Source organism: Bradyrhizobium sp. BR 10261 (assembly GCF_019455395.1).
GTDB classification, from domain to species: domain Bacteria; phylum Pseudomonadota; class Alphaproteobacteria; order Rhizobiales; family Xanthobacteraceae; genus Bradyrhizobium; species Bradyrhizobium manausense.
The window spans coordinates 354,843-378,823 of record NZ_JACOFQ010000001.1 but is presented as its reverse complement, the minus strand read 5'-3'; the positions used below and the strand labels follow the sequence as shown (position 1 = coordinate 378,823).

The 23,981-nt window shown below is 63.9% G+C and carries 23 protein-coding genes; 6 read left to right on the top strand and 17 right to left on the bottom strand.

What is annotated here, in order from left to right:
• Nucleotides 1-135: 135 nt before the first annotated feature.
• The 11 genes from paaD to HYH07_RS01715 all read right to left on the bottom strand — a co-directional run bounded on the left by paaD (nt 136) and on the right by HYH07_RS01715 (nt 9,086).
• Complete coding sequence (gene paaD, locus HYH07_RS01765; RefSeq protein ID WP_220000824.1) at nt 136-639, bottom strand: 1,2-phenylacetyl-CoA epoxidase subunit PaaD; 504 nt, start codon at nt 637-639, stop codon at nt 136-138.
• The gene (gene paaC / locus HYH07_RS01760) at nt 633-1,370 is read right to left on the bottom strand and encodes a 1,2-phenylacetyl-CoA epoxidase subunit PaaC (protein WP_409363872.1); all 738 of its coding nucleotides are present in this window, start codon (nt 1,368-1,370) and stop codon (nt 633-635) included. Before paaC ends, paaD begins: the two co-directional genes overlap by 7 nt.
• 52 nt (nt 1,371-1,422) lie before the next feature.
• Complete coding sequence (gene paaB / locus HYH07_RS01755; protein WP_008136594.1) at nt 1,423-1,710, bottom strand: 1,2-phenylacetyl-CoA epoxidase subunit PaaB; 288 nt, start codon at nt 1,708-1,710, stop codon at nt 1,423-1,425.
• 10 nt (nt 1,711-1,720) lie between these two features.
• Nucleotides 1,721-2,713 carry a 1,2-phenylacetyl-CoA epoxidase subunit PaaA gene (paaA, locus tag HYH07_RS01750; RefSeq protein ID WP_220000822.1) on the bottom strand — a complete coding sequence of 331 codons (993 nt, stop codon included), beginning with the start codon at nt 2,711-2,713 and terminating at the stop codon, nt 1,721-1,723.
• Between the two features lie 76 nt (nt 2,714-2,789).
• Nucleotides 2,790-3,656 (bottom strand): phenylacetic acid degradation operon negative regulatory protein PaaX, encoded by an 867-nt coding sequence (gene paaX, locus HYH07_RS01745; RefSeq protein WP_220000821.1) that lies wholly within the window; start codon nt 3,654-3,656, stop codon nt 2,790-2,792.
• 208 nt (nt 3,657-3,864) lie between these two features.
• Nucleotides 3,865-4,635, bottom strand: coding sequence for a triacylglycerol lipase (locus tag HYH07_RS01740; protein ID WP_220000820.1), 771 nt, complete (start codon nt 4,633-4,635; stop codon nt 3,865-3,867).
• Nucleotides 4,636-4,835: 200 nt separating this feature from the next.
• Nucleotides 4,836-6,122, bottom strand: coding sequence for a DUF445 domain-containing protein (locus HYH07_RS01735; RefSeq protein WP_220000819.1), 1,287 nt, complete (start codon nt 6,120-6,122; stop codon nt 4,836-4,838).
• Between the two features lie 211 nt (nt 6,123-6,333).
• The gene (locus HYH07_RS01730; protein WP_220000818.1) at nt 6,334-6,789 is read right to left on the bottom strand and encodes a phasin; all 456 of its coding nucleotides are present in this window, start codon (nt 6,787-6,789) and stop codon (nt 6,334-6,336) included.
• A gap of 247 nt (nt 6,790-7,036) precedes the next feature.
• On the bottom strand, nt 7,037-7,630 hold the full coding sequence (locus HYH07_RS01725) for a GNAT family N-acetyltransferase (protein WP_057753211.1): 594 nt from the start codon (nt 7,628-7,630) through the stop codon (nt 7,037-7,039).
• Nucleotides 7,627-8,709 (bottom strand): alpha/beta hydrolase, encoded by a 1,083-nt coding sequence (locus tag HYH07_RS01720; RefSeq protein ID WP_220000817.1) that lies wholly within the window; start codon nt 8,707-8,709, stop codon nt 7,627-7,629. The genes HYH07_RS01725 and HYH07_RS01720 overlap by 4 nt, the downstream gene beginning before the upstream one ends.
• Nucleotides 8,706-9,086, bottom strand: a complete 381-nt coding sequence (locus HYH07_RS01715; protein WP_220000816.1) for a hypothetical protein — start codon at nt 9,084-9,086, stop codon at nt 8,706-8,708. Before HYH07_RS01715 ends, HYH07_RS01720 begins: the two co-directional genes overlap by 4 nt.
• Before the next feature lie 126 nt (nt 9,087-9,212).
• Here HYH07_RS01715 and HYH07_RS01710 point away from each other — a divergent pair, with 126 nt between their 5' ends.
• The gene (locus HYH07_RS01710; protein ID WP_220000815.1) at nt 9,213-10,172 is read left to right on the top strand and encodes an alpha/beta fold hydrolase; all 960 of its coding nucleotides are present in this window, start codon (nt 9,213-9,215) and stop codon (nt 10,170-10,172) included.
• Here HYH07_RS01710 and HYH07_RS01705 read toward each other — a convergent pair.
• The 6 genes from HYH07_RS01705 to HYH07_RS01680 all read right to left on the bottom strand — a co-directional run bounded on the left by HYH07_RS01705 (nt 10,169) and on the right by HYH07_RS01680 (nt 17,925).
• Nucleotides 10,169-10,843 (bottom strand): spermidine synthase, encoded by a 675-nt coding sequence (locus tag HYH07_RS01705; RefSeq protein ID WP_220000814.1) that lies wholly within the window; start codon nt 10,841-10,843, stop codon nt 10,169-10,171. The two genes, HYH07_RS01710 and HYH07_RS01705, sit on opposite strands and share 4 nt — an antisense overlap.
• 30 nt (nt 10,844-10,873) lie before the next feature.
• Complete coding sequence (locus tag HYH07_RS01700) at nt 10,874-14,110, bottom strand: bifunctional cytochrome P450/NADPH--P450 reductase (RefSeq protein ID WP_220000813.1); 3,237 nt, start codon at nt 14,108-14,110, stop codon at nt 10,874-10,876.
• A gap of 154 nt (nt 14,111-14,264) precedes the next feature.
• Nucleotides 14,265-15,260 (bottom strand): alpha/beta fold hydrolase, encoded by a 996-nt coding sequence (locus HYH07_RS01695; protein ID WP_220000812.1) that lies wholly within the window; start codon nt 15,258-15,260, stop codon nt 14,265-14,267.
• Nucleotides 15,261-15,270: 10 nt separating this feature from the next.
• Nucleotides 15,271-16,821, bottom strand: a complete 1,551-nt coding sequence (locus tag HYH07_RS01690; RefSeq protein WP_220000811.1) for a wax ester/triacylglycerol synthase family O-acyltransferase — start codon at nt 16,819-16,821, stop codon at nt 15,271-15,273.
• A 46-nt stretch (nt 16,822-16,867) separates the two neighbouring features.
• Entirely contained in the window at nt 16,868-17,668 is an 801-nt protein-coding gene (locus HYH07_RS01685; RefSeq protein ID WP_220000810.1) for a triacylglycerol lipase, read from the bottom strand.
• Nucleotides 17,668-17,925, bottom strand: a complete 258-nt coding sequence (locus HYH07_RS01680; protein ID WP_057753225.1) for a DUF6489 family protein — start codon at nt 17,923-17,925, stop codon at nt 17,668-17,670. Before HYH07_RS01680 ends, HYH07_RS01685 begins: the two co-directional genes overlap by 1 nt.
• A 376-nt stretch (nt 17,926-18,301) precedes the next feature.
• On the opposite strand from HYH07_RS01680, the gene HYH07_RS01675 reads away from it, so the two are divergent.
• From HYH07_RS01675 to HYH07_RS01655, 5 genes are all read left to right on the top strand, one after another.
• Nucleotides 18,302-19,903 carry an ABC transporter substrate-binding protein gene (locus tag HYH07_RS01675; RefSeq protein WP_220000809.1) on the top strand — a complete coding sequence of 534 codons (1,602 nt, stop codon included), beginning with the start codon at nt 18,302-18,304 and terminating at the stop codon, nt 19,901-19,903.
• Nucleotides 19,904-20,019: 116 nt separating this feature from the next.
• Nucleotides 20,020-21,000 (top strand): ABC transporter permease, encoded by a 981-nt coding sequence (locus tag HYH07_RS01670; RefSeq protein ID WP_220000808.1) that lies wholly within the window; start codon nt 20,020-20,022, stop codon nt 20,998-21,000.
• 1 nt (nt 21,001) lies between these two features.
• Nucleotides 21,002-21,964, top strand: coding sequence for an ABC transporter permease (locus HYH07_RS01665; protein WP_220000807.1), 963 nt, complete (start codon nt 21,002-21,004; stop codon nt 21,962-21,964).
• A gap of 13 nt (nt 21,965-21,977) precedes the next feature.
• Nucleotides 21,978-22,964, top strand: coding sequence for an ABC transporter ATP-binding protein (locus HYH07_RS01660; RefSeq protein WP_057753234.1), 987 nt, complete (start codon nt 21,978-21,980; stop codon nt 22,962-22,964).
• Nucleotides 22,961-23,950 carry an ABC transporter ATP-binding protein gene (locus tag HYH07_RS01655; RefSeq protein ID WP_220000806.1) on the top strand — a complete coding sequence of 330 codons (990 nt, stop codon included), beginning with the start codon at nt 22,961-22,963 and terminating at the stop codon, nt 23,948-23,950. The genes HYH07_RS01660 and HYH07_RS01655 overlap by 4 nt, the downstream gene beginning before the upstream one ends.
• Nucleotides 23,951-23,981 lie beyond the last annotated feature (31 nt).

Here is a 23,981-nt window from a genome sequence, read left to right as displayed (position 1 = left end):
AGGCGTCCTCGTTCGGTCTCTCCGTCGTCATTGCGAGCAAAGCGAAGCAATCCAGAATCTTTCCGCGGAAGCAATCTGGATTGCTTCGTCGCAAGGGCTCCTCGCAATGACGATCGGATTGGCATCGCACGTCTCTCAATGACACTTGAAATAATCGAAGGGTTCGCGGCAGGCCTTGCAGCGCCAGAGCGCCTTGCAGGAGGTCGAGCCGAATTCGGACAGCAGCTCGGTCTTGTCCGAGCCGCATTGCGGGCATGCCACCGTCTGCGCGCCGAACAGCGCGCGGCGCGAATTTGAAGCTTGCGGTGGCGCGATGCCGTAGGCGCGCAGCTTCTTGCGCCCCTCCTCGCTCATCCAGTCCGTGGTCCAGGCCGGCGACAGCACCGTGCGCACCGTCGGGCGATGGAAGCCGGCGCGCTCCAGCGCGATCTCGATTTCCAGCGCGATCATGTTCATGGCCGGGCAACCCGAATAGGTCGGGGTGATCGCGACCTCGACATGATCGCCATCGAGAGAGACATCGCGCAGCACGCCGAGATCGGCAATCGTCAACACCGGAATTTCGGGATCGACCACGCTCGCCGCAGCGTCCCAGGCGCGCTGACGCAATTCACGGTCACGCTCGAGCACCGTCACCATGTCTGCCCCGGGAAGGTTCGCTGCATCGATTGCAGCTCGGACAGGAGGTGGCCGAGATGCTCGCTGTGCCGGCCGGAGCGGCCGCCCTGCTGCATCCAGTCGTTCTGCGGCAGTATAAGCGTTGCCTCGCTGACGACGTCGGACAGCGTCGTCAGCCAGTGGCCGCGCAGGGTGCCGGGATCGATCGCGGTTCCGGCGTGGATCAGCGCGCGTTCGCCGTCGTCGACGGCGAACATCTCGCCGGTGAAGGCCCAGAGGTGATCGATCGCGGCTTGCGCGCGTGCGTGACTTTCGTCCGTGCCATCGCCGAGCCGGACGATCCATTCGGAGGCGTGGCGCAGATGATAGGCGCTTTCCTTTTCCGACTTCGCGGCGACAGCCGCGAGCGTCGCATCGCGCGAAGCCATCATCGCGCGCCAATAGAGGTCAGCGAAGGCGGAATAGAAGAACTGCCGCACCAGGGTCTGGGCGAAGTCGCCGTTGGGCTGCTCAACCAGCAGCAGATTGCGGTACCGCCTGACATCCCGCAGATAGGCGAGCTTGTCCTCGTCGTTGTCCCTGCCCTCGACCTTGGCGGCATAGGTGTAGAGCTCGCGGGCCTGGCCGATCAGGTCGAGCGCGATGTTGGAGAGCGCCATGTCCTCTTCCAGCATCGGCGCATGCCCGCACCATTCCGACAGCCGGTGGCCGAGGATCAGCGCATCGTCGGCGCGCCGCAGCGCGTAGAGCACCAACGGCGTTTCGGAGACCTGGATGTTGGCGGAAGACATCACATCGCCCCCATCACATATGCCCCACTTCCTCGGGCACTTCGTAGAAAGTCGGATGCCGGTAGATCTTCGATTCGGCCGGCTCGAACATCATGCCCTTCTCGGCGGGGTCGCTCGCGGTGATCGCGGTCGACGGCACGACCCAGATCGACAGGCCCTCGCCGCGGCGGGTGTAGATATCTCGGGCGGCTTGCAGCGCCATGGTGGCGTCGCTCGCATGCAGCGAGCCGACATGCTTGTGCGCAAGCCCGTTGCGGCTGCGAATGAAGACTTCCCACAGCGGCGTGTTCGGCGTGGCCATATTGATCTCCCTATTCCGCGGCTTGCGCGGTCTGACGCTGGGCGCGCTTGGCGGCATAGGCGGCAGCCGCTTCGCGCACCCAGGCGCCCTCATCATGTGCCTTGCGGCGCGCGGCCATGCGGTCGCGGTTGCACGGGCCGTTGCCGGCCAGCACCTGCTTGAACTCGGTCCAGTCGATCTCGCTGTAGCGCCAGTGACCTTCGGCGTCCTGGGTCATGCCGGGATCGGGAATGGTGAGGCCGAGATATTGCGCCTGCGGCACGGTGGCATCGACGAACTTCTGGCGCAGCTCGTCGTTGGAGAAGCGCTTGATCTTCCACTTCGTCGAAGTGTCGCTGTGCTGGCTGGTCGCATCGGGCGGGCCGAACATCATCAGCACCGGCCACCACCAGCGGTCCAGCGCATCCTGCGCCATCGCCTTCTGCTCGTCCGAGCCGCGGCACAGCGTCAGCATGATCTCGTAGCCCTGGCGCTGGTGGAACGACTCCTCCTTGCAGACGCGGATCATCGCGCGCGCATAGGGGCCGTAGGAGCAGCGGCACAGCGGAATCTGATTCATGATCGCGGCGCCGTCGACCAGCCAGCCGATGGTGCCGATGTCGGCCCAGGTCAGCGTCGGATAATTGAAGATCGAGGAATATTTTGCTTTCCCGGCGAGCATGGCGTCGACCAGCTCCTCGCGCGAGGAGCCGAGCGTCTCGGCCGCAGCGTAGAGATAGAGCCCGTGGCCGCACTCGTCCTGCACCTTGGCGAGCAGCGCGGCCTTGCGGCGCAACGTCGGCGCCCGGGTGATCCAGTTGCCTTCGGGCAGCATGCCGACGATTTCGGAATGGGCGTGCTGGGAGATCTGGCGGGTGAGCGTCTTGCGATAGGCCGCCGGCATCCAGTCGTTCGGCTCGATACGCTCCTCGGCATCGATGCGGGCCTGGAACTGCGCAGCCTTGGCCGCATCCTCAAGACCGCGATCGTCGGTCTCGGCCGTGTTCAGCGCCTGGGTATACATGCGCGTCCTCCCGCTTTGTTGGGAGGCAATATATAACATAAACTACTTCATGCAAGATATTTCTGTAACATAAAGATCAAGCGCCGAAGCGCCTCTCCAGCAGCTTCCGCGCCGGCGGCAGCGGCCCCTTTTCGTTCGTTCCATGGCCATCAAGCCATTGTTCTGACGGGACAAGCAGCGCGCGATAGATCTCGCTGCAGAGCGCGCGAGCAGCCCTGCCCGGCCAATCCGCCGGCAACAGGCTTTCAGGCAGTAGCGGGTCGCGCAGCACGACACGGCGGTAATAGTGGATCAGCAGGATACGTGCCGTGAAGGCGTCGGCCTCGGACAAATCCGTGCCGCGCGCGAGTGCGGCGCGCAGTGGCTCGAATGTCTTCATGAATTTCAGATAGGCGTCCGCGGTGCGGTCCAGCGGCCAGCTCGCGCTGAGCAGGCGACGGCCGCTGTCATCCTCCGCCGACACCTCGAGGCGGATCGCGCCCGCGGCCTCCTCAGGCACCGGCACGCCCGACGGCGCGACCCACACGCCCGGCAACGGACTGCCGAAGCCGGCATTTCGCAGCGCCTCGCGCGAGGCGTCGCGGTCTTCACCATTGCCGATCAGCAGCAGCTCGAAGCGGCCGGTCCAGTCCGATGGCGGCGGATCGTAGATGTGGCGCGTCGCGGCTTCGAACGTCTCGCGGCCCTTCTCGGCGAGGCGATAGAAGCTGTTGCGGCCGACCTTCTCGCGCGTCAGCCAGCCGTCGGCGGCAAGCCGCGACATCGCCGTGCGCACCACGCTGCCATCGATATCGAGCCCCTGGAAGAACGCCAGCAGCGTGCCGAGCCACACCGAACCGCCGCGCGGCACGATGGCATCGCCAAACATGGTAATGACGATGGAGCCCGTGCGTGACGGCTCACGCTTGAGCTGGTCGATGATGCGAGAAAGCGGATGCGCCATGCGGCAGGCTTAGCGCGTTTGGTGCGGGCGCGACAATGGAGGGGAGCAACTCTTCTCCTTCTCCCCGCTTGCGGGGAGAAGGTCGGGATGAGGGGGAGTCTCCACAGAGTCGGTGAGAGTTGGACTCGTGGAGGGTCCCCCTCGCCCGGAATTTGCTGTTCGCAAATTCCGGCCTCTCCCCGCAGGCGGGGAAAGGCGAAGAAAGAGTTCACCTGTGCGGATCTGGATACACCACGCTGCGCCAGCCGCTGCGATCAAACGGACGCCACTGGCCTTCCTTCTGTGCAAGGCGGTCGGCCACCGCATAGACGACGGCGGGATGGTGGCCCATGCCGCAATGGCTGCTCTCGACCTCGATGCTCTCGGTCTGCGCGCCCGTCTTCTCCATGCAGCCCTGCCAGGCGCAGACGCCGTCGGTGCGGCTGAAGATGGCGGTGGTCGGGACCGGCGGCGGCGCGGCGAGGTCGCCGCCGAAGCGCGGGTCGACCTCGTCGGCGCGGCGGCCGCTGGCCCATTCATAGACGCGCCAGGCATTGGTCGATCGGGGATTGCCGGCGAAGGGGCTGCCGAGCGTGATCACCTGGCGCACACGTTCGGGCATCATCTTGGCGAGCTGGCGCGCGTAGAGGCCACCTAAGCTCCAGCCGACCAGGCTGATCTTGCGGCCGTGCGCGTCGTTGAGCTCCTGAACCAGATCGACCATTGCATCCTGCACGCCCTCGCGCAGGCCGTAATTGCGGCCCTGGCGCCAGCCGCTCACCGCGTAGCCCTTGCTGGCAAGAAAGGTGCGCAGCGCGCGCGTGGACTCGTCGGAGGCCACCAGGCCCGGCAGCACCAGCACCGGATGCCCGTCGCCGCGCGGCGCAAGGCTCAGCAGCGGCAACGCGCCGAGGAACGCGCCGAACTCGTGAATCGCGCGCCCTTCCAGAAACATCAGAGTACGGGACGGCGGACGCAGCGTCTGGGCGGTAGCGGTCATCAATGGATCCCCTTGGGAAGAATTCCTGAACAGCCCGCCGGCCGCAAGCGGCAACGGGCACGAATTCCAATACGCCAGCTTCTTGATCGTTCCGCAGCGCAACATGAATCAGCTAGGCGGCCGGTTCCCGATATTCAAGCGGGAGGGACGCCGGGCGACAATAGGCCCGCGTGTTAATGCTGTCAGGCGTGACGCAAAAGTCACAACAATCGAAGCAGGAATTCCACGGAGTAGAGCGCAAGACCCGCGAGCCCGCCGATCAACGAGCCGTTGAAACGGATGTATTGCAGATCGCGGCCGATGTTGATTTCGATCAGCGAAATCAGCTGCGCCATGTCCCACGCCTTGACCTGATCGGAGATGAAGATCGAGACGCCGCTCTTCTGGTCGGCGATGAAGCTGCGCAGCACCGTCACCAGGCCCTGGTTGATCTCGCCGCGCAGCTCGGCATCGCCGGCGAGCGCTTCGCCCGCCGAGACGAACATGCCGGCGAGATGATGCTGCAGCACCTGGGTCTCGCCGGCTGCGCTGCGCTCGATGAAGGAGCGCGTGTTGGCCCAGACGGTGCGGGCGAGATCGGCAAGCTCGGGCCGCGCCAGGAAATCGCGCTTCAGGCCGTCGATGCGGTCGATATAGGCCTGGTCGGTGCCGAGCCGATCGACGAAGCCGAGCACCATGCGGTCGAACTCGCCGCGAAACGGATGCTTGGGATCGCTGCGCACCTCGTTGAAGAACGCGGTGGCGGAGGAGACGATCTTGTTCACGAGAAACTTGTCGGCGCGATAGAGCTTGAGCAGGGTAGGCAGTTCCGCGCGCACCTTCTCGCGGATCATCGCCATCGTTTCCTTCTGGTTCAGCGTCTCGTGCATCACGCGCAGGAGATCGTCGAACAGGATCTGGTGCCGTCCTTCCGCGACGAAGCCGCGCAGCGTGCCTGCCGCGAGCGGCGCGAGGTCGATCGCCTGGATCTGCGAGGACATGCGGCGGATGATGAAGGTCATCAGGCCGGAGCTTTCGGTCGCGGACACCGCCTCCGGCAGCAGCCGCAGCGCAAAGCGCGCGAGGTCATCGCTGCGCTTGCGGTCGCGCAGCCAGTCGGCGACGAAGGAGCCGAAATCGATCTCCTTCAGCTTGGCCTCGACGGGACCGGCCTCGAGGAAATGGACCTGGATGAACTCGCCGAGCTTGTCGGCGATGCGGGCCTGGTTACTCTGTATAATGGCCGTGTGCGGGATCGGCAGGCCGAGTGGCCGCTTGAACAGCGCCACCACAGCATACCAGTCGGCAAGGCCGCCGATGGTCGCGGCCTCCGCAAAAGCGGCGATGAAGCCGAATACGGGATGCACCGGCAAGAGCCACTTCGCCACAATGAACAGCGCCAATGTCGAAGCCAGCACCAGCGTCGCCAGCGCTTTGACACGGCGCAGTTCGGCCGCGCGCTCGGCATCGCCTGGGCTGTCGAAGGAGAAGGTAGTGGGGCGAGTCATCACCGCATCACAGTACTCGTCATTGCGAGCGAAGCGAAGCAATCCAGTCTGCCGCCGCGGAAAGACTCTGGATTGCTTCGCGGAGCCTGTCATCGGGCCGCGCTTAGCGCGGACCCGTTGGCTCGCAATGACGCCAGCGCAAAACAAAAGGCCCGCCGAAGCGGGCCTCAAAACACAGTTTCAACTCAACGCAACAAACTCAACCACACAATCAGGCGGTCTTGCTATAGACCTTGGCAAAGTTGTCCTGAGCGGACTTCGCACCGTTGGCGGCGAGCTTGCCGAGATAGTCGGCGGTCGCCTTGGTGCGCGAGACGAACGCTTCGCCGCGGGAGCGGAGCAGGCTCGACTGGATCTCGACGGCTTCGCTGAACGACTTGGCGGACGCCAGCTTGTCGATACCCGAGAAGAACGCCTCGGCGTCCTCGTAGATCGCCTGTTGGATGTTGCGGCTGATCTTGCCGGCTTCAGTGACGGACTCGGTCACCGCGTTCTCGACGGCGGCGGTCACGCGCTCGGAGCCAGCGAACACCTCGGCAGCACGGTCCTTGGCCGTGTTGGCGGTCTTCTTGACGAATTCGCGGGCAGCCTCGGGAACTTCCAGATTCTGGATGTTCTTGAAAGCGTCTTTGAAGCCCTCGAAAGCGGTGTTGGTTTCGATGGTCATGGGGGTTCTCTCCATCCTCATTAGGTTGAGCTATGGGCTCACCCCGTCCTCGATGGCCCGGGGCACTGGATATATGGCATCGCTAATTGTGCGATGCAATATTCATGTTGCAATGCGATATCACGAATTCGTGATCAGCCTTATCGGGAGGCATTCTGATGCCTCCCTGCCTCCCGCCGCCTACTGTGCATGGGGTTGTTTTGCGGTTTTGGCCGGCGGGTGGCGCTTTTAGTGCTGGACGGCGCTTTTAGTGCTGGACGGCGCCTGGCAGCCCATAGGCCTCCATCTGGGCCTGGACCTGCGCGATGTTGTGACCGAGCACGACGATGTCGTGGGTCTTGCCGTCGACGTCCCGGACATGGTCCCGGAGCAGCGCCTCAGCCTTGAAGCCGAGGCTCTCGAACAGCGCGATCGCCGCCTGCTGGTCGACCGTCATCTGGACCGAGAGCTTCTCCAGCCCCGCCCCGAGCGCGAGCGCGAAGGTCTCCTGCGACAGCGCCTTCCCCACCCCCTTCCCGCGCACGTCCTGCGACACCACCATGCGGATCTCGCCGACATGGGGCGACCAGGAATGCGGGTCGCGCACCAGGGTGCCGCAACCGACGACCGTGCCACCCCTGACCGCGAGCAGGCTCTGAATGGCGCCGCGCTCGATCTCCTTGACCCAGGCCGACAGCACCTTCGGCTCGCTGATGTTGCGCGGCAGGAACAGCAGGTCATGGGTCGGCAGGCCTTTGCCGAAGGCAAGCACGGCGGCTTCATCGGCGGCCGACATCAGGCGGATCTCGATATCGCCGGCGTCGGTCTTGACGTGGCGCGGATAGGTACGCTGCTCACTCATGTCGATCGTGTCCCCAGCCAGGAATCCAGTTTCGGCCATAGCCGCTTGATGGCGTTGGCGCCGGCGACCAGCGAGACGTGACCGCCTTTCAGCATCACCTCTTCCTTGTCCGCCGAGCCGATCTTCGCGATCAGATGTTTGGCCGCGTCATAGGGCACGATGTGATCGTGCTCGGCGACGGCGTGCAGGATCGGCACCTTGATGTTCGCGAGCTTCGCTGGTCGCCCGCCGACCGACATTGTGTCGTTGTAGAGCTTGTTGTCCCACATCAGGTCCTTGGTGATGGCGCGGAAATATTCGCCCGCCAGCGGCAGCGTGTCGGTCGCCCAGCGGTCGAACATCCGGTACGACTTCACGAACTCGTCGTTCCAGATGTTTTCCCAGAGCTGGATCTGGCTCGCCGCGCGCGAGGCCGGACGCAGCATCTCGAACGACGACAGGATCATCTCCGGCGGCACGTTGCCGACGCTGTCGACGAGGCGGTCGACGTCGAAATAGCGGCGGTCGGAGAAATTGGAGAACAGCTTCATCTCGCGGAAGTCGATCGGCGTGGTGAAGCAGATCAAATTCTTCATCGGCCCGTCCGGAAAGATCGAGCCGTACAGCAGCGACAACACGCCGCCGAAACAATAGCCGATGACGGAGACGTCCTGCTCGCCGGAATCGGCCTGCACGCGGCGGACGCAATCCGGAATGAAGTCGAGGACATAATCCTCCATCCGCAGGCTTCGCTCCTCCGGCCGCGGCGCGCTCCAGTCCAGCATGTAGACGTCGTAGCCGCGCTTCAACAGGAACTCGATGAAACTCTGGCCGGGCACGAGGTCGAGGATGTAGCCGCGATTGGTGGTCGCCATCACGATCAGCACCGGCACGCGGTAGATCTCGTCCGACATCGGCCGGTAGTGATAGAGGCTCATCGTGCCGCGCGAATGCAGTACGTCCTTCGGGGTCGATCCGAGCGTCGGACCCGAGGTCGAGAAATATTCGACGCCCTTGATGCTGCGCTGGATGGCGCGCTGCACCTCGGCCTGGATGCGCTCCGGGATGCTAGCGAAATCAAGTCCCGTCGGCGCGTTCATTTCGGCCCTCCGCCTTCGGATGGCGGACGTTTGGTACGCGGCGGCCGCGGTGCGGCATCGGCCTGCGATCCGCCCGACGCCGCCGACATCTGGCTCAGCATCGACTTGATCTCGCCGATCTGACCCTCGATGGCTTGCAGCCGCTCGGCGATGCCGGTCATCTGCTCGCGGCTCGGCAGGTTCATCGAGAGAAGATATTTCTCCATGAGATCGCCGAACTGCTTCTGAGCGCCCGCAGCAGCACCGCCGGCCCGATTCATGGCCTGCGAGAATTCAGGCGTCTCCATCGCCTTGGTGGCAAAGGAGTTGAAGCCTTTCTCCATCTCGCCGACCATCTTCTGCCACAGGGCGACAGGGTCGGTGATCTTGTCGGTCATCGGCGTCCTCCAGGTCACGAGGGCTTCTTGCGCCCCTCTTTTGCCGCCATACCACACCGTTGCGACGGGCCGGTCAACGGCTAAGCGACAGGCTGATGTCGTACGGCTTCTTTGCAGCGGCAAACCATGCGATACAATTCCGGCCTGCCACAGGGGAACAATCCGGTGAACGCTTCCGCCCATCAGCCGCCGCAGACCGTTCGCGCCAACGGCATCGACATCTGCTACGAGATTTTCGGCAACGACAATGCCGAGCCGCTTCTGCTGATCATGGGGCTCGGCGCGCAGATGATCCACTGGGACGATGGCTTCTGCGAGCAGCTCGCCGCGCGCGGCTTTCGCGTGATCCGCTTCGACAATCGCGACATCGGGAAATCGAGCCATCTCACGGGGGGCAAGCGGCTGACGCCGCTCGAATTGATGAAGCTGCGCTTCCTCAGGATTCCCGTGGCCGCTCCTTACAAGCTGATCGACATGGCCAAGGACACGGTCGGCCTGATGGATGCGCTCGGGATCAAGTCTGCGCATCTGGTCGGAGCGTCCATGGGCGGCATGATCGCGCAGGAGGTGACGTTGTCGTTTCCCCAGCGCGTGCGCTCGTTGACTTCGATCATGTCGACGACGGGCAATCCGCGCGTGCCGCCGCCGACGCGGGAGGCTGCCGCGATGCTGATGGCGCCGCCCCCGCGCAGCAAGGAAGAGTTCATCACGCGCTTCGCCGAGACGTGGAAGATATTGCGGGCCGGCTCCTTTCCCGAGGAAGAAGCGCTCGATCCAGGTCGTGCCGAACGCGTCTTCGCCCGCGGGCTCAATCCCGCCGGCGTCGGCCGGCAACTCCGCGCCGTGCTGGCCTCCGGCAGCCGCAAGGAACGGCTGCATGGCGTGAAGACGCCGACGCTGGTGATCCATGGCTCCGTCGATCCGCTGGTGCGCCCCGAGGGCGGCAAGGACACGGCGGAGTCAATTCCGGGCGCAAAGCTGTTGATGATCGAGGGCATGGGCCACGCGCTGCCGATGCGGTTCTGGCCGGAGATCATCGGCGCGATCGACAAGCACGCGCATGGCGCCGCGGCCAAAGCGGCTTAACCCTTCTTCGCGATCCAGATCACGTGGCGCGCCCCGCCGCCTTTGCCGGTGGCGCGCACATTGATCTCGTTGACGTCGAAGCCGGCGCGGCCAAGACGTTTGGTGAAAGCGGGGTTGGGTCCCGATGACCAGACGGCGAGCACACCGCCGGGCCGCAGCGCCGCCTTTGCGGCCGTCAATCCGCTCGCACTGTACAGTGCATCGTTGCCTTTCCGCGTCAGCCCCTCCGGTCCGTTATCGACGTCGAGGAGAATGGCGTCGAAGGCCGAGCTCTTCGCTTGGATGATTTGGCCAACATCGATTTCGCGGATGCTCACCCTGGCATCATCGAGACTGTCGCCGAAGACCTCCGCCATCGGACCGCGCGCCCACGCCACAACCGCCGGCACCAGCTCGGAGACCACGATCTTCGCCTTGGCTCCAAGCGCGGCCAGCGCCGCGCGCAGCGTAAAGCCCATACCGAGGCCGCCGATCAGGACGACGGGCGTTGCCACCTTCTCGATCTGCTTCGCTGCGAGCGTTGCGAGGGCGGCCTCGGAGCCCGACAGGCGGTTGTTCATCAGCTCATTGGTGCCGAGTTTGATCGAAAACTCCTTGCCCCGCCGCATCAGGCGGAGCTCCTCGTCCGAGCCGGGGATTTTGGCGGTGTCGATTTTTTCCCAGGGAATCATGGGAGACGTTTAGCACGATTGGGCTGGCGGTCACCCGCCGGCCCAGACGTCCAGCACGTAGCGGTTCTTCGTACCCATCTCCTCAATCCAGCGGGCGCCCGCGGCCGCATCGCTGCCGCTCCTCTCGCGGTAGATCGCAACCAGCGCCGCCTTCACGTCGGGCTCCATCCTGCTGCCGTCTCCGCAGACATAGATGATTGCGCCCTGCTCGATCAACGGCCAGACCTTGTCTTTCTGCGCGGCGAGGACGTGCTGCACATAGGTCTTCGGTCCGTCCGCCCGCGAGAACGCGGTGAACAGCTCGGTGATGCCGCTCGCAGCAAGTGCCTTGAGCTCATCCGCGTAGAGGAAGTCCTGGTCCGGATGGCGGCAGCCGAAAAACAACATGGACGGTCCGAGGCTGGCGCCCTTGGCCTTGCGCGCGGCGCGCTCCTGGAGGAAGCCGCGGAACGGCGCGAGCCCTGTGCCCGGACCGATCATGATGATCGGCACGGACGGATCGTCGGGAAGCCGGAAACCGGCCTTGGTCTCGCGCACGGTGGCGTAGACCGTGTCGCCCGCACGCCGGTTGGCGAGATAGTTCGAGCAGATGCCCTTGTACGTACCGCGCCCAGAGGCCGCAGGTCCTTCGACCACCCCGACGGTGACACTGCAACGCGCAGGATCGACCGACGGCGAGGACGAGATCGAGTAATAGCGCGGCGCCAGCAGCGAGAGCATTTCCAGATAGACGTGGAACGGCAACTCGCAAGCCGGATATTCAAGCAGCAGGTCGAACACCGATTTGCGCTTGCCCAGGATCTCAGTCCGGTAGCGCTCGAGCGTTTCAGCCTCCTCGCCGACAAAGGCCAGCAGCTCCGGCTTGGTGACCGGACAGCGGGTGTGCTCCGCCATGGTCTGGATCTGCTTCCGCGTCGCCACCTGCTGCAACTCGACAAACTCGCTGAGCAGGCGTCCGACCGACACAGCACTGCCAACCGGCAATTGCGCGCGGCGGCCCTCAGCCACCTGAAGCCTGATCTGGTCGGCCGGCAGGAAGCCGAAGCGGCGGGCAACGGAGTCCACCAGCGTCGGATCGTTGCGCGGAACGACGCTTAGGTGATCGCCAACCCGATAGCTGATGTTGGCCGGCAGCTGCACCTCGATATGGCGCGTCGATCGCTCCGACGGATTTGCACCGGACTTGTTCTGAAGCTCGTCATTGATAAGCACCTTCATCGCGACCGCGCCGCCCTGGGCGACAATGGTGTTGACGGCGGTCACCGCGACAGGCTCGATCGCGTAGAGCGGATCATCCTCCGCAGTGCGGGTGAAATTCCAGTCGATGCCGAATTCCTTGGTCGCGACCTGGGCAGCCGCCGGGAACCATTTCTGAAACTGGCCGTCGAGATCGCTGCGCGCATCGCCCTCGCCGCGCGGATAGACCGCGCGTGCGCCATGCTTGGACAGCTGCTCGTCAATGAAGCGCGGCACCGATTGATAGGTTGCGGCCCAGTCGCTGTTGCCGCAGCCGAACACGGCGTAGCGCACACCGGCAAAGACATCCTTCGGCAAATCCTCGCCGAGCCATTTGACGAATTGCGTCGCATTGTCGGGCGGAGCGCCGTTGTAGGATGCGCAGATGATCAGCACGCCGCCCTGCTGCGGCAGCTTCCCGACATACTCGTCGAGCGGCCCGAGATGCACGGCAAAGCCGTTGATCTCGGCAAGATCGGCCATGCGCGTCGCGAGCTCCTCAGCCGTGCCGAGATTGGAGCCGTAGAGCACCAGCATCGGCGTGTTATGGCCTGGCCGTGTCGTCGGCTGGCGTGGTGCCTTTGGCACGGAAGCCGCAGCCGCGACCGGGCCGCCATAGGCGCCACGCTCGCGATCCGCACGCGGACGCACCTTGATCTTGAAGCCTTCCGGCTTGATCGTCAGCGTTTCCTTCAGGTGCATCTGATAGCGCTGATGGTCGATCAGCCTGAAGCGCTGCAGGATCATGCCGAGCGCCAGCGCCGCCTCGTGCATGGCGAAGCCGCGTCCGATGCAGGCGCGCTGGCCGTTGCCGAACGGCTTCCAGGCATTGATCGGCCGCTTGGCCTCGGCTTCCTTGCTGAAATTCTCGGGATCGAAGGCATCGGGCTTGGGTCCCCAGACGCTGGGGTCGCGATGCAGCGCGGTCACCAGGATCGTGACGAACGTGCCCTTCCTAAGCTTGTACTTGCCGCCGCCGATGGCCTCGTCGTTCAGCGGCGAGATACCGTAGGCCGGCGCCGGTGGCCACAGCCGCAGCGCCTCCTTCAGGATCTGCGTGATGTACGTAAGCTGCGTCACCTGCTGATAGGTCGGCTTGGCGTTGACGTGGGGGCCGAAGACGCGGTCGACCTCGTCATAGGCCTTCTTGAGAATGTCCGGATGCTTCAGCAACGCATAGAGCGTGTAGGACAAGAGGCCGCTGGTGGTCTCGTGACCTGCGATCAGGAACGTGTTGATCTGGTAGCGAATGTTGACATCGTCGAGCTGCTCGCCGGTCGAGCGGTCGACGCCGGTCATCATCGCGGCGAGCATGTCCTTCTTGTCGTCAATGCCCTCCGCGCTCTTGCGGCGCTCGGCGATGATCTCGTCGACCATCTTGTTCATGAAAGCGACGTCTTCGCCGAGCGTCTTCCGCCGCTTCTGCATCCAGAGCTGCTCGAACGGCAGGCCGCGCGTCATCATGATGGTTTCGAGCGAGCGAACCAGCGACTCGACGAAGGGATGGTAGTCGCGCCGGTAGAACGAGTTGAAGCGGTAGTCGAAGCCACAGAGGCCGATGGTGTCGAGCGTCAGCGCGGTCATGTCATGGACGACGTCGATCTCGTCGTCGGCGTTCAGACGCTCCCATTTCTGGACGAGCTGCTCGGCGATGTCGACCATGCTCGAATGATAGGACTGCATGGCGCGATTGCCGAAGGGCTGCAGCAGAATATTGTGCGCCTTGCTCCAGTTCGGCTCCTTGGTATCCGCCGTGAACAGGCCGTCACCCCCTACCGCGCGCACGCGCCGCAATGCACCGCGCACCGTCTTGTCGAAGCGCTTCTCATCGGAGAGCTCGTCGACGAGATCATGGCCGGACACGACGACGATCGGCGAGCCCATCATGTCGAGCCAGAAGATCGGGCCCAGCTCCTTGGCAAGTCGGGTCAAATGCTGCACGGGAGCGCCCGAGTCCAGCGACAGCATGTTGCCGACCACCGGCTTGGTTGGCGGCTGCGGAATCGGATCCAGACGGTTCTTCGATGACATAAAAAACGTTTCCCCCTGCCGCGATCGCCAACGTCGTCATTGCGAGGAGCTCGCGACAAAATTGCGCAGCAATTTTGCGCTGAAGCGACGAAGCAATCCAGACCGTCTCGGCGGATGCATTCCTGGATTGCTTCGCTTCGCTCGCAATGACGAGCTAGCCAAACCGCCTTCTACGCCATTCGATCAGCTTGCTGCTGACCTCTTCCGGCTTCTCCTGCTGCGTCCAATGGCCGCTGTCCTTCACCAGGTACTTCTCGAGGTCAGTCACCAGTCTCTCCATACCGTCGGCCGCCGACGGCGGCAGCACCGCGTCGTTCTCGGCCATGATCATCAGCGACGGCACGGTGATGTGGTGATCGAGCCCTTTCGAGCGTTCCCAATTGCGGGTGAAATTGCGATACCAGTTGATGCCGCCGGTGAAGCCGGTTCTTGTGAACGTGTCGACGAATACCTTCTTCTCGTCCGCCGACAGGATCGGCGTGCGCGGATCATGTCTGGCGTCGTAGTTCGCGATCATCTGCGGGAACGCCAGGTTGATGCGGGGCGAAGCACCAATGCCGGCAATCGGCTGTTCCTCGGGCGCACCGGGAGGGCGCGCAGCCGGCTTGCGCATGAACGCATCAAACGTCTGCTCGACGCGGCTGCCAAAGATCCTGTCCGGCTCGCGCGCGGGATCCTGGAACTGGACGATATACATCTGGTCGCCAAAGCGCTGACGGAACAGCGCGATCGGATCCATCGGCGCGCGATCCCAATGCGGCGTGTTGACACCGACGACCCCGGCGACGCGTGACGGGTGCCGCAGCGGCATCTGCCAGACGACGAAACCGCCCCAATCATGGCCGACGAAGATGGCCTTCTCGATGTTGAGATGATCGAGCAATCCGACGAGATCGCCGGTCAAATGCTCCATATCGTAGGCTTCGACCGGCTCGGGCCGGTCGGTCGCGCCATAACCGCGCTGATCGGGCGCGATCACGCGGATACCAGCCTCGCTCAGCGCCTTGATCTGGTGGCGCCAGGAGAAGGCGAGCTCCGGCCAGCCATGGCACAGCACAACCGGCGGCTTGTCGGTCACTGGGCCCGCATCGTGATAGCCCATGCGGATTCCGTTCGTCTGCGCGAACTGGAGCGGCGGCATTTCAATCATCGCTCATTCCTTATTCCGCGGCGCCCTTGATGTCGGACGCCGGCGGCCCATAGGCCGCTTCGAGCGCGGCGAACTCCTCCGGCAGCATGTCGCACATCACCTGCACATGCGGAATGATGTTGGCGCCGACGATGAAGCCGAAGTCGAGCTGGTCGCGATAGCTCTGCACGGTGATGTTGAGCGCCTGCCCGTGCGTCGAGATCGAGACCGGAAAGATGTGCAGCAGCTCGGCGCCGGCGGCGTAGAGCGTTTGACGGGGCCCCGGCACGTTGGACACAGTGATGTTGGCGGCCGGCGGCAACACGTCCGACAGATTTGAGCGGCTGTAGAGCAGCGCCAGGATCTGCACCATGATCGGCGCGCCCAGCATCGAGATGTTGGAGACCTGCGGCATCAGCGCGCGCAAGGGATGCGACATCTCCTTGGACTTGGTCGACTGCGCGATGATGGCCTCGAGCCGTGCCTTGGGATCGGCGATGTTGGTCGCGATCGAGCAGATCATGCCGAACACCTGGTTGTTGGCCTCGGTGTTGCCCTCCTCGCGCAGCGAGATCGGGACGGCCGCAGTCAGGGATTTCGCCGGCAGCGTACCGTATTGCAGGAGGTAGCGGCGGACGACTCCGGAGGCCAGCGCGAGCACGACGTCGTTGAGCTTGCCGCCGGCCTGCTTGGCCAGCGCCTTCGCGCGCGACAGCGAGATCGATACGCCGGCAAAGCTCCGCTCCGACGAGATCGTCTTGTTGAGCATGGTCGGCGGCGACACCATGCTGGCAAGACTCTCGCGCGACTTGGGATCGGCGATCTTGCCGAGTACGTCGGACACGCTCTTGAGCACGGTCGGGATGTTGCCGGCGAAGCGCACCGCGCTTTCGATCTGGTACATCGCGTTGTCGAACAGGATCGAGCCAATATCGCTCTTACCGGTGCGCGGCAGTTGCAGATTCTTCGCAGCCGTCGACGCCTCGAGCGGCTGGCTAAAGAGCTGCTGATAGGAATCGAGCAGGTTCGCAGCGATGTCGCGCGGCTCCTGCCCGGGCTTCGATCCGCCCGTCGGCGGCTCGACCTTTCGCGGGATCGGGGAGATATCGTAGATCATGTTGGTCAGCGCCGCACCGGCGCCGCCGTCGATGGCGGCATGGTGCATCTTGGAATAGAGCCCGACCTCATTGTCCTTCATGCCCTCGAACACGTAGAACTCCCAGAGCGGGCGGGCACGATTCAAGAGCTTGGCATGCATCCAGCCGACGATGCGCTCGAGCGTGGCGCGATCGCGCGGCGCCGGCAGGCTGGCGCGGAAGATGTGACGGTCGATGTCGAACTGGTCGTCCTCGACCCAGGTCGGATGATCGATGTCGAGCGGCGCCTTCTCCAGGCGCGCTTTGAGGATCGGCGCGATGTGCAGCCGCGAGACGATCATCGCCTTGAACTCTTCGAAGAAGTCGCCCTTGTAGTCGTCAGGCAGGCGAAAGATCGCCATGCTTCCGACATGCATCGGCATCTCAGGCGTTTCCAGATAGAGAAACGATGCGTCCAGCGACGACAGTTTCTTACCGTCAGCCATAGTTCCCTCCCGAACATTCGACGGGCGCCTTTGACGGCGCTTCTCGTCAGGCCGATACTGCCCGCTCCGGCGGGGCATATGCAATGGCAAACGGCCCTCCCCGGTCAAATGGCCAGAACTCCCCCTCCGGTTGCGCCAGGCGATCCGCCACGGCCCACAATGCCGCCGGGTTCACGCCGAGCCCAATATGGCTGGCGAAATACACTTCGATATTCTCGGCCCGGTCCGAGGGGTGCAACAGGCAAGTCCGCCAATTCACGACGCCGTCTGCGCGCGAATAAATCGACGTCGCCGGCACCTTGAGATCACCGGCGATCGCCTCGCGCAGTTCGGCAAAGTTTTCGACCCGCTCGCCGGACAACGCCTCATACAGCGCGGTCGCATTGGTCGCCCGCACATCATTGGCAAAGGGGCTGCCGAGGGTGATGACATAGCGGACCAACTCGGGTGCCTGAAGCGCGAGATCCCTGGCATAGACACCGCCGAGGCTCCATCCGACCAGGCTGACCTTGCGTCCACTTGCGGCGTGTATCTCGGTGAGACGGGCGCGCAAGGTTTCCCGCATCCGCGCCAGCCCGCCGAGATTGCGGCCCATCCGCCAGGCGTGGGCCTCATAGCCGAGCTCGCGCAGATAGCGCCGCATCGGCGCCATCGACAGATCGCTGGCGAGAAAGCCCGGCAGCGCCAGCACCGGATGGCCGTCGCCCGTGGGCGCGCGCATCAGCAGCGGTGACAGCAGCAAGCTGGCGTTGAACTCGAACAGGCCGCGCGCCTCCGCGAGCAGCAGGCCGAGGGCCGGCGGACGAAGCCGGCCCGAGCCTGGCCCCGCCTCGCGCGCGTCGGGCATTACTTCTTCTTGTCGCCGCTGCGCGGGGCGCCGAGACCAGCCATGGTCACGAACATGTCCTGAAACCGTTCCGCCAGCTTGGGATCGAAGGTGAACCAACTCTGGATCAGCGATTCCGGCGAGACCTTATCGATATTGCTCAGGACCTGCTGCTGCAGCTTATCCATGACGGCAATCTGCATCGGCGAGACATCCGGCAATCCGAAGAACTGGCGGGCCTCGAGGGGGGTACAGTCGATTTCGATATTAACTTTCATGTGCCCTCCGGATGAGATTCGAGCGGCGCCAGACAGTATCGCCGCGACATGGTGTGCGACGCAAGCGACCTGAGCCGGGGACGGGACAACCGGCCTTCCGCGATCGGCGGATATGGTCAATCAAATTGTCGGCGCGAACGGGCCCCGGCGGGCCATTTCCACCTCATTTTCGAGGTCCGACCCGGCCGAAAGTTCAATGTCGCTCGCGCGCCTGGCTCCCTTAAAAGACTGGTCAGCATTGCTGCAAAGCGGTGCAACTTGGCGCGTTCCTTGCTGGAATGGCGCTTGCACGGGTCGAGAACTCTGGGCAACATGGATCGATCAGCCCCGCCGAACAATCAAAAATGACGGTCGGGGCGAGTGAAGAGGGTCAAGAATGTCAGTCGGACGAAGTCTGTTTGCGGCGACGCTCGCCGGTACGCTTGCGTTGGCGGTGTCGCCGGCGTCGAGCCAGACGCTGCGCTACGCCAACCAGGGTGAGCTCAAGTCGCTCGATCCCTACACGCTGAACGAATCGACCACCAGCGCGCATCTCGGTCATGTCTATGAGGGCCTGGTCGCCCGCGGCAAGGACCTGAAGATCATCCCGGCGCTCGCCGAAAGCTGGGAGATCCCGGAGCCGACGCGCTGGCGCTTTCACCTGCGCAAGGGCGTGAAATTCCACAATGGCGACCCCTTCACCGCTGACGATGTGGTGTTCTCCGCCGAGCGCGTCCGGGCGAAAGGCTCGAATTTTCAGAGCCGCATTCCCGCCGACGCCAAGGTCGTCAAGGTCGACGATTACACCGTCGATTTCATCCTGACCTCGCCCAATCCCATCCTGACGGCGCTGTGGGCGACCTGGTACATCATGGACAAGAAATGGGCAGAGGCGAACGATGCAGTGGCACCGACGCCGGCCGCCGCGACGACCCCGAGCTATGCCTCGCTCCATGAAAACGGCACCGGCCCTTTCATCATCGAGAGCCATCAGCCGGGCGTGAAGACCGTCTTCAAGCCCAACCCGAACTGGTGGCGCCAGCCGGAGCATAATCTCAAGGAGATCGTCTTCACGCCGATCGCGAACCCGGCCACGCGTGTCGCGGCGCTGCTATCGGGCGAGGTCGACGTGATCGAGCCGGTTCCGGTCCAGGACATCGACCGCGTCAAGGCAAGCCCCAATGCCACGGTGCTGACCGGTCCCGAGCTCCGGACCATCTTCGTCGGCATGGACCAGGCGCGCGATGAGCTGCTGTACTCCAACGTCAAGGGCAAGAACCCGTTCAAGGACGTCCGGGTCCGCGAAGCGGTCTACCGGGCAATCGACGTCGACCTGATCAAGAATCGCGTCATGCGCGGCCTCTCCACGCCGTCCGCATTGATGGTCGCACCGGAGATCTTCCCGTTCTCAAAGGACTTCACCCGGCCGAAATTCGATCCCGACGCTGCCAAGAAGCTCCTCGCCGACGCCGGCTATGCGGAAGGTTTCGAAGTCACGATGGACTGCCCGAACGATCGCTACGTCAATGACGCCGCGATCTGCCAGGCGATCGTCGGCATGCTCGCCCGCATCAACATCAAGGTAGATCTGCTGGCGCAGCCCAAGGCGCAGTATTTCGCCAAGGTGCTCAAGCCCGGCGGCTACAAGACCTCGCTATACATGCTGGGCTGGACCCCGGATACGCTCGACTCCCAGAACGTACTGCACGACATCATGGGGTGCCGGGACGATCCCAAGGATCCCAATCGCGGCGAAGCCAATCTCGCCGGCTATTGCAACAAGCAGTTCGACGAACTCGCCGACAAGGTTCTCCTGGAATCCGACACGACCAAGCGCGATCTCCTGATCAAACAGGCCTTCGAGCTCTCAATGAAGGATTGGGCCTATATCCCGCTGCACCAGCAGGCGCTCGCCTGGGGCGTGTCGAAGAAGGTAAAGCTGACCCAGCGTGCGGACAACATGGTCATGCTCTATTGGGCGACCAAGCAGGACGAGTAGGTGTCGACATCTTGTGGAAGTCCCGGAAGCCATCGCTTTCAAGATCTGGCTTCCGGGACTTGTTGTTTCGGGCTAACGCAATGATGCGTGCTGCTGAAGAGATGTGAAAGGAACAGATGCTCGCTTTCACACTACGCCGGGCAATCCAGGCCATCGGCGTCATGATCGCCGTTGGAATCATCGCGTTCTCGATGTTCCGCTTCGCCGGCGATCCCGTGAACCAGATGGTCGGGATGGATACCTCCGGCGCCGAACGCGCCGCGATCCGCAAATCACTCGGCCTCGACGATCCCGTGCTCGTGCAGTTCGGCCGCTATATCGGCAACGCCGCACAATTCAAGTTCGGGGTGTCCTACCAGTTCCGCCTGCCTGTCACCAATCTGTTGATGGAGCGGATGCCGGCGACGCTCGAGCTGGCCATCGTTGCCACGATCTTCGCGATGCTCAGCGGCATCCTGATGGGCGTTTATTCGGCTCTTCGCCGCGACAGCTGGCTCACGCATATATTCCAGGCCGTCTCGCTGATCGGCATCTCACTGCCGACCTTCCTGATTGGCGTCCTCATGATCTACCTGTTCTCGGTGACGCTCGGCTGGCTGCCCTCGTTCGGGCGGGGGGACGTCGTGCATATCGGCTGGTGGACCACGGGCCTGCTGACCTTATCGGGATTGAAGGCGCTGATCATGCCCGCGATCACGCTTGGGCTGTTTCAGATGACGCTGATCATGCGGCTCGTCCGCGCCGAAATGCTGGAAGTGATGCGGACCGATTACATCCGTTTCGCCCGCGCCCGTGGCCTGACCACACGTGCGATCCATTTCGGGCACGCCCTGCGCAACACGCTGGTTCCCGTGATCACGGTGGCCGGCCTGCAATTTGGCTCGGTCATTGCTTTCGCGATCATCACCGAGACCGTGTTCCAGTGGCCGGGCATGGGGCTCCTGTTCGTGCAAGCCGTTCAGAACGTCGATATCCCGATCATGGCGGCCTATTTGATGATGGTGTCCCTGATCTTCGTCACCATCAATCTCGTGGTTGATATCCTCTATACCATCGTCGATCCGCGGCTGCGCTCGACGGTCGGCCGGGCACACTGAGATGAGCGAAGCTGTCGTTCCGCATACAACTGAGAAGCGCCCTGCGGCGCCGCCTGGCCGGTTCAGGCGCGCGCTCGACAGCGACGTGTTCTACTCGTTCCGCCGTTCCAAGATCACCATGATCGCGGCGGGTGTGACGCTGCTGTTCTTCCTGGTCGCGATCTTCGCTTCAGCGCTGTCGGTGCAAAATCCGTTCGACCCGGCGCAGCTCCAGCTGATGAATTCGCGCATCTCGCCGCTCTGGACCGCCGACGGTCAGAGCCCGTTCCTGCTCGGCACCGACGAGCAGGGCCGTGATGTGCTGTCCGCGATCCTTTACGGCCTGCGCATCTCGCTGCTGGTCGGGGTGCTCGGCGTGGTCTTGTCGGGCGCGATCGGCATCCTGCTCGGCTTGACGGCCGGCTATTTCGGCGGCGCGGTCGACGGATTGATCATGCGCATCGCCGACGTGCAGCTCTCCTTCCCGGCCATCCTGATCGCGCTTCTGATCAACGGCATCGCCAAATCGGTCTTCGGCAACAAGCTCGACGAGATGAGCATGCTGGCGGTCCTGGTCTTTGCGATCGGGTTGAGCTTTTGGGTGCAATATGCCCGCACGGTGCGTGGCTCGGTCCTGGTCGAGAAGAACAAGGATTATGTCGCGGCCGCGCAATTGATCGGCCTGCCCGCCCCCGTGATCATGCTGCGCCACGTGCTGCCGAACACCACCGGGCCGATCCTCGTGATCGCCACCATCAACCTCGCGCTCGCCATCATCACCGAGGCGACGCTGTCGTTCCTCGGCTCGGGCATGCCCGAGACCATGCCGTCGCTCGGCACGCTGATCCGCATCGGCAACGGCTATCTGTTCGCAGGCGAATGGTGGATCGTGGCCTTCCCCGGAATTGCACTTGCGGCGTTGATCCTGTCGATCAATCTGCTCGGCGACTGGCTGCGCGACGCGCTCAACCCCAAACTCCGATGAGTCTACAGCCTTCATGACCGAACCCGTCCTCTCCGTCCGCAATCTCAAGGTCGAGTTCGCCTCGCGCCGCGGCACGCTGCGCGCCATCGACGGCGTCTCGTTCGACATCGCCAAGGGCGAAGTACTCGGCGTGGTCGGCGAATCCGGCGCCGGCAAATCGGTGACCGGGCTTTCGGTGATCGGCCTGATCGACCCGCCTGGCCGCATTGCCGGCGGCGAGATTCGTCTCGCCGGCCTGCGCATCGACGATCTGCCGCCGGAGGAAATGCGCCGCGTCCGCGGCAAGCGCATCGGCATGATCTTCCAGGACCCGCTGACCTCGCTCAATCCGCTGTACAAGGTCGGCGACCAGATTGTGGAGACGATCCGGACCCATCTCAATTTGTCCGAACAGGCCGCGCGCCGCCGCGCCATCGATCTGCTCGCCGAGGTCGGCATTCCTGCGCCCGAAAAGCGCATCGACGGCTATCCCCACGAATTCTCCGGCGGCATGCGCCAGCGCGTGGTGATTGCGCTCGCGATCTGTGCCGAGCCGGAGCTGATCATCGCGGACGAGCCGACCACCGCGCTCGACGTCTCCGTGCAGGCGCAGATCATCTCGCTGATCAAGCGGCTCGGCCGCGACCACGGCACCGCCGTGATGCTGGTGACCCACGACATGGGCGTGATCGCCGAGACCTCGGACCGCGTCGCGGTGATGTATGCCGGCCGTGTCGCCGAGATCGGTCCGGTGCAGGATGTCGTCAAGAACCCGCTGCATCCCTATGCCAAGGGCCTGATGGGCGCGATCCCGACGCTTGCCGGCGACGACAAGCGCCTGGTGCAGATCCCGGGCTCGATGCCGCGGCTCTCAGCCATCCCGCGCGGCTGTTCGTTCAACCCGCGCTGCGCCTTCGCATTCGACCGCTGCCGCGTCGACCGGCCCGAGCCGCTGCCGCACGGCGCGCAATCGGTCGCCTGCCATCTCTATGACACCGTGCCGGCGGAGACCGCGGCATGAGCACGCCTTTCGTCCAGGGCACAAATCTGCGCCGCGTCTTCGACGTTTCAAAGCCCTGGCTCAACCGCGTGCTCGAAGGTGGGCATCTCGAATTTCTCAAAGCCGTCGATGGCGTCACCTTCGACATCAAGAAGGGCGAGACCTTTGCCCTCGTCGGCGAGTCCGGCTCGGGCAAGACCACGGTGGCCCGGATGGTCGTCGGCCTTTTGCCGCCGAGCTCCGGCGACGTCCTGATCGACGGCGTCTCGATGACCGATCCGAGGCAGGCTCCCGCACGGCGAAAGCTGCGCCGCCGCATCCAGATGATCTTCCAGGATCCCTATGCGAGCCTGAACCCGCGCTTCCGGGTCGATGCCATCATCTCCGAGCCGATCCGCGCCTTCGACCTGATCCAGGGCGAACGCGACATCCAGGCCCGCGTCGGCGAGTTGCTTAGCCTCGTCGGCCTGCATCCTGATGACCGGCTGAAATTTCCGCACGAGTTCTCCGGCGGCCAGCGCCAGCGTATCGCGATCGCGCGGGCGCTCGCCTCCGACGCCGAGTTCATCGTCTGTGACGAGCCGACTTCGGCGCTCGATGTCTCCGTGCAGGCACAGATCCTGAACCTGATGCGCGACCTCCAGGACAAGTTCGGCCTGACCTACATGTTCATCAGCCACAACCTCGCTGTGGTCCGACACATGGCGACCCGCGTCGGCGTGATGTATCTCGGCCGCATCGTCGAGATCGCGGAGGGACGCGAGCTGTTCTCCAACCCGCGCATGCCCTACACCAAGATGCTGCTCGGCGCCGTGCCTGATCTCGCCATGAGTGGCCGCCAGCGCATTCCGGTGAAGGGCGAGATTCCGAACCCGATCAATCCGCCTGCTGGCTGCGCCTTCAATCCGCGCTGTCCGCTGGCGTTCGACCTCTGCCGCAAGGAAGTTCCAAAGCTGATCGACGGCGTCGCCTGCCATGCCGTCAACACCGCGCCGGTCCCGGCCTAACGCGCGCGTGCCATGCGGCCTGTGCATTTGG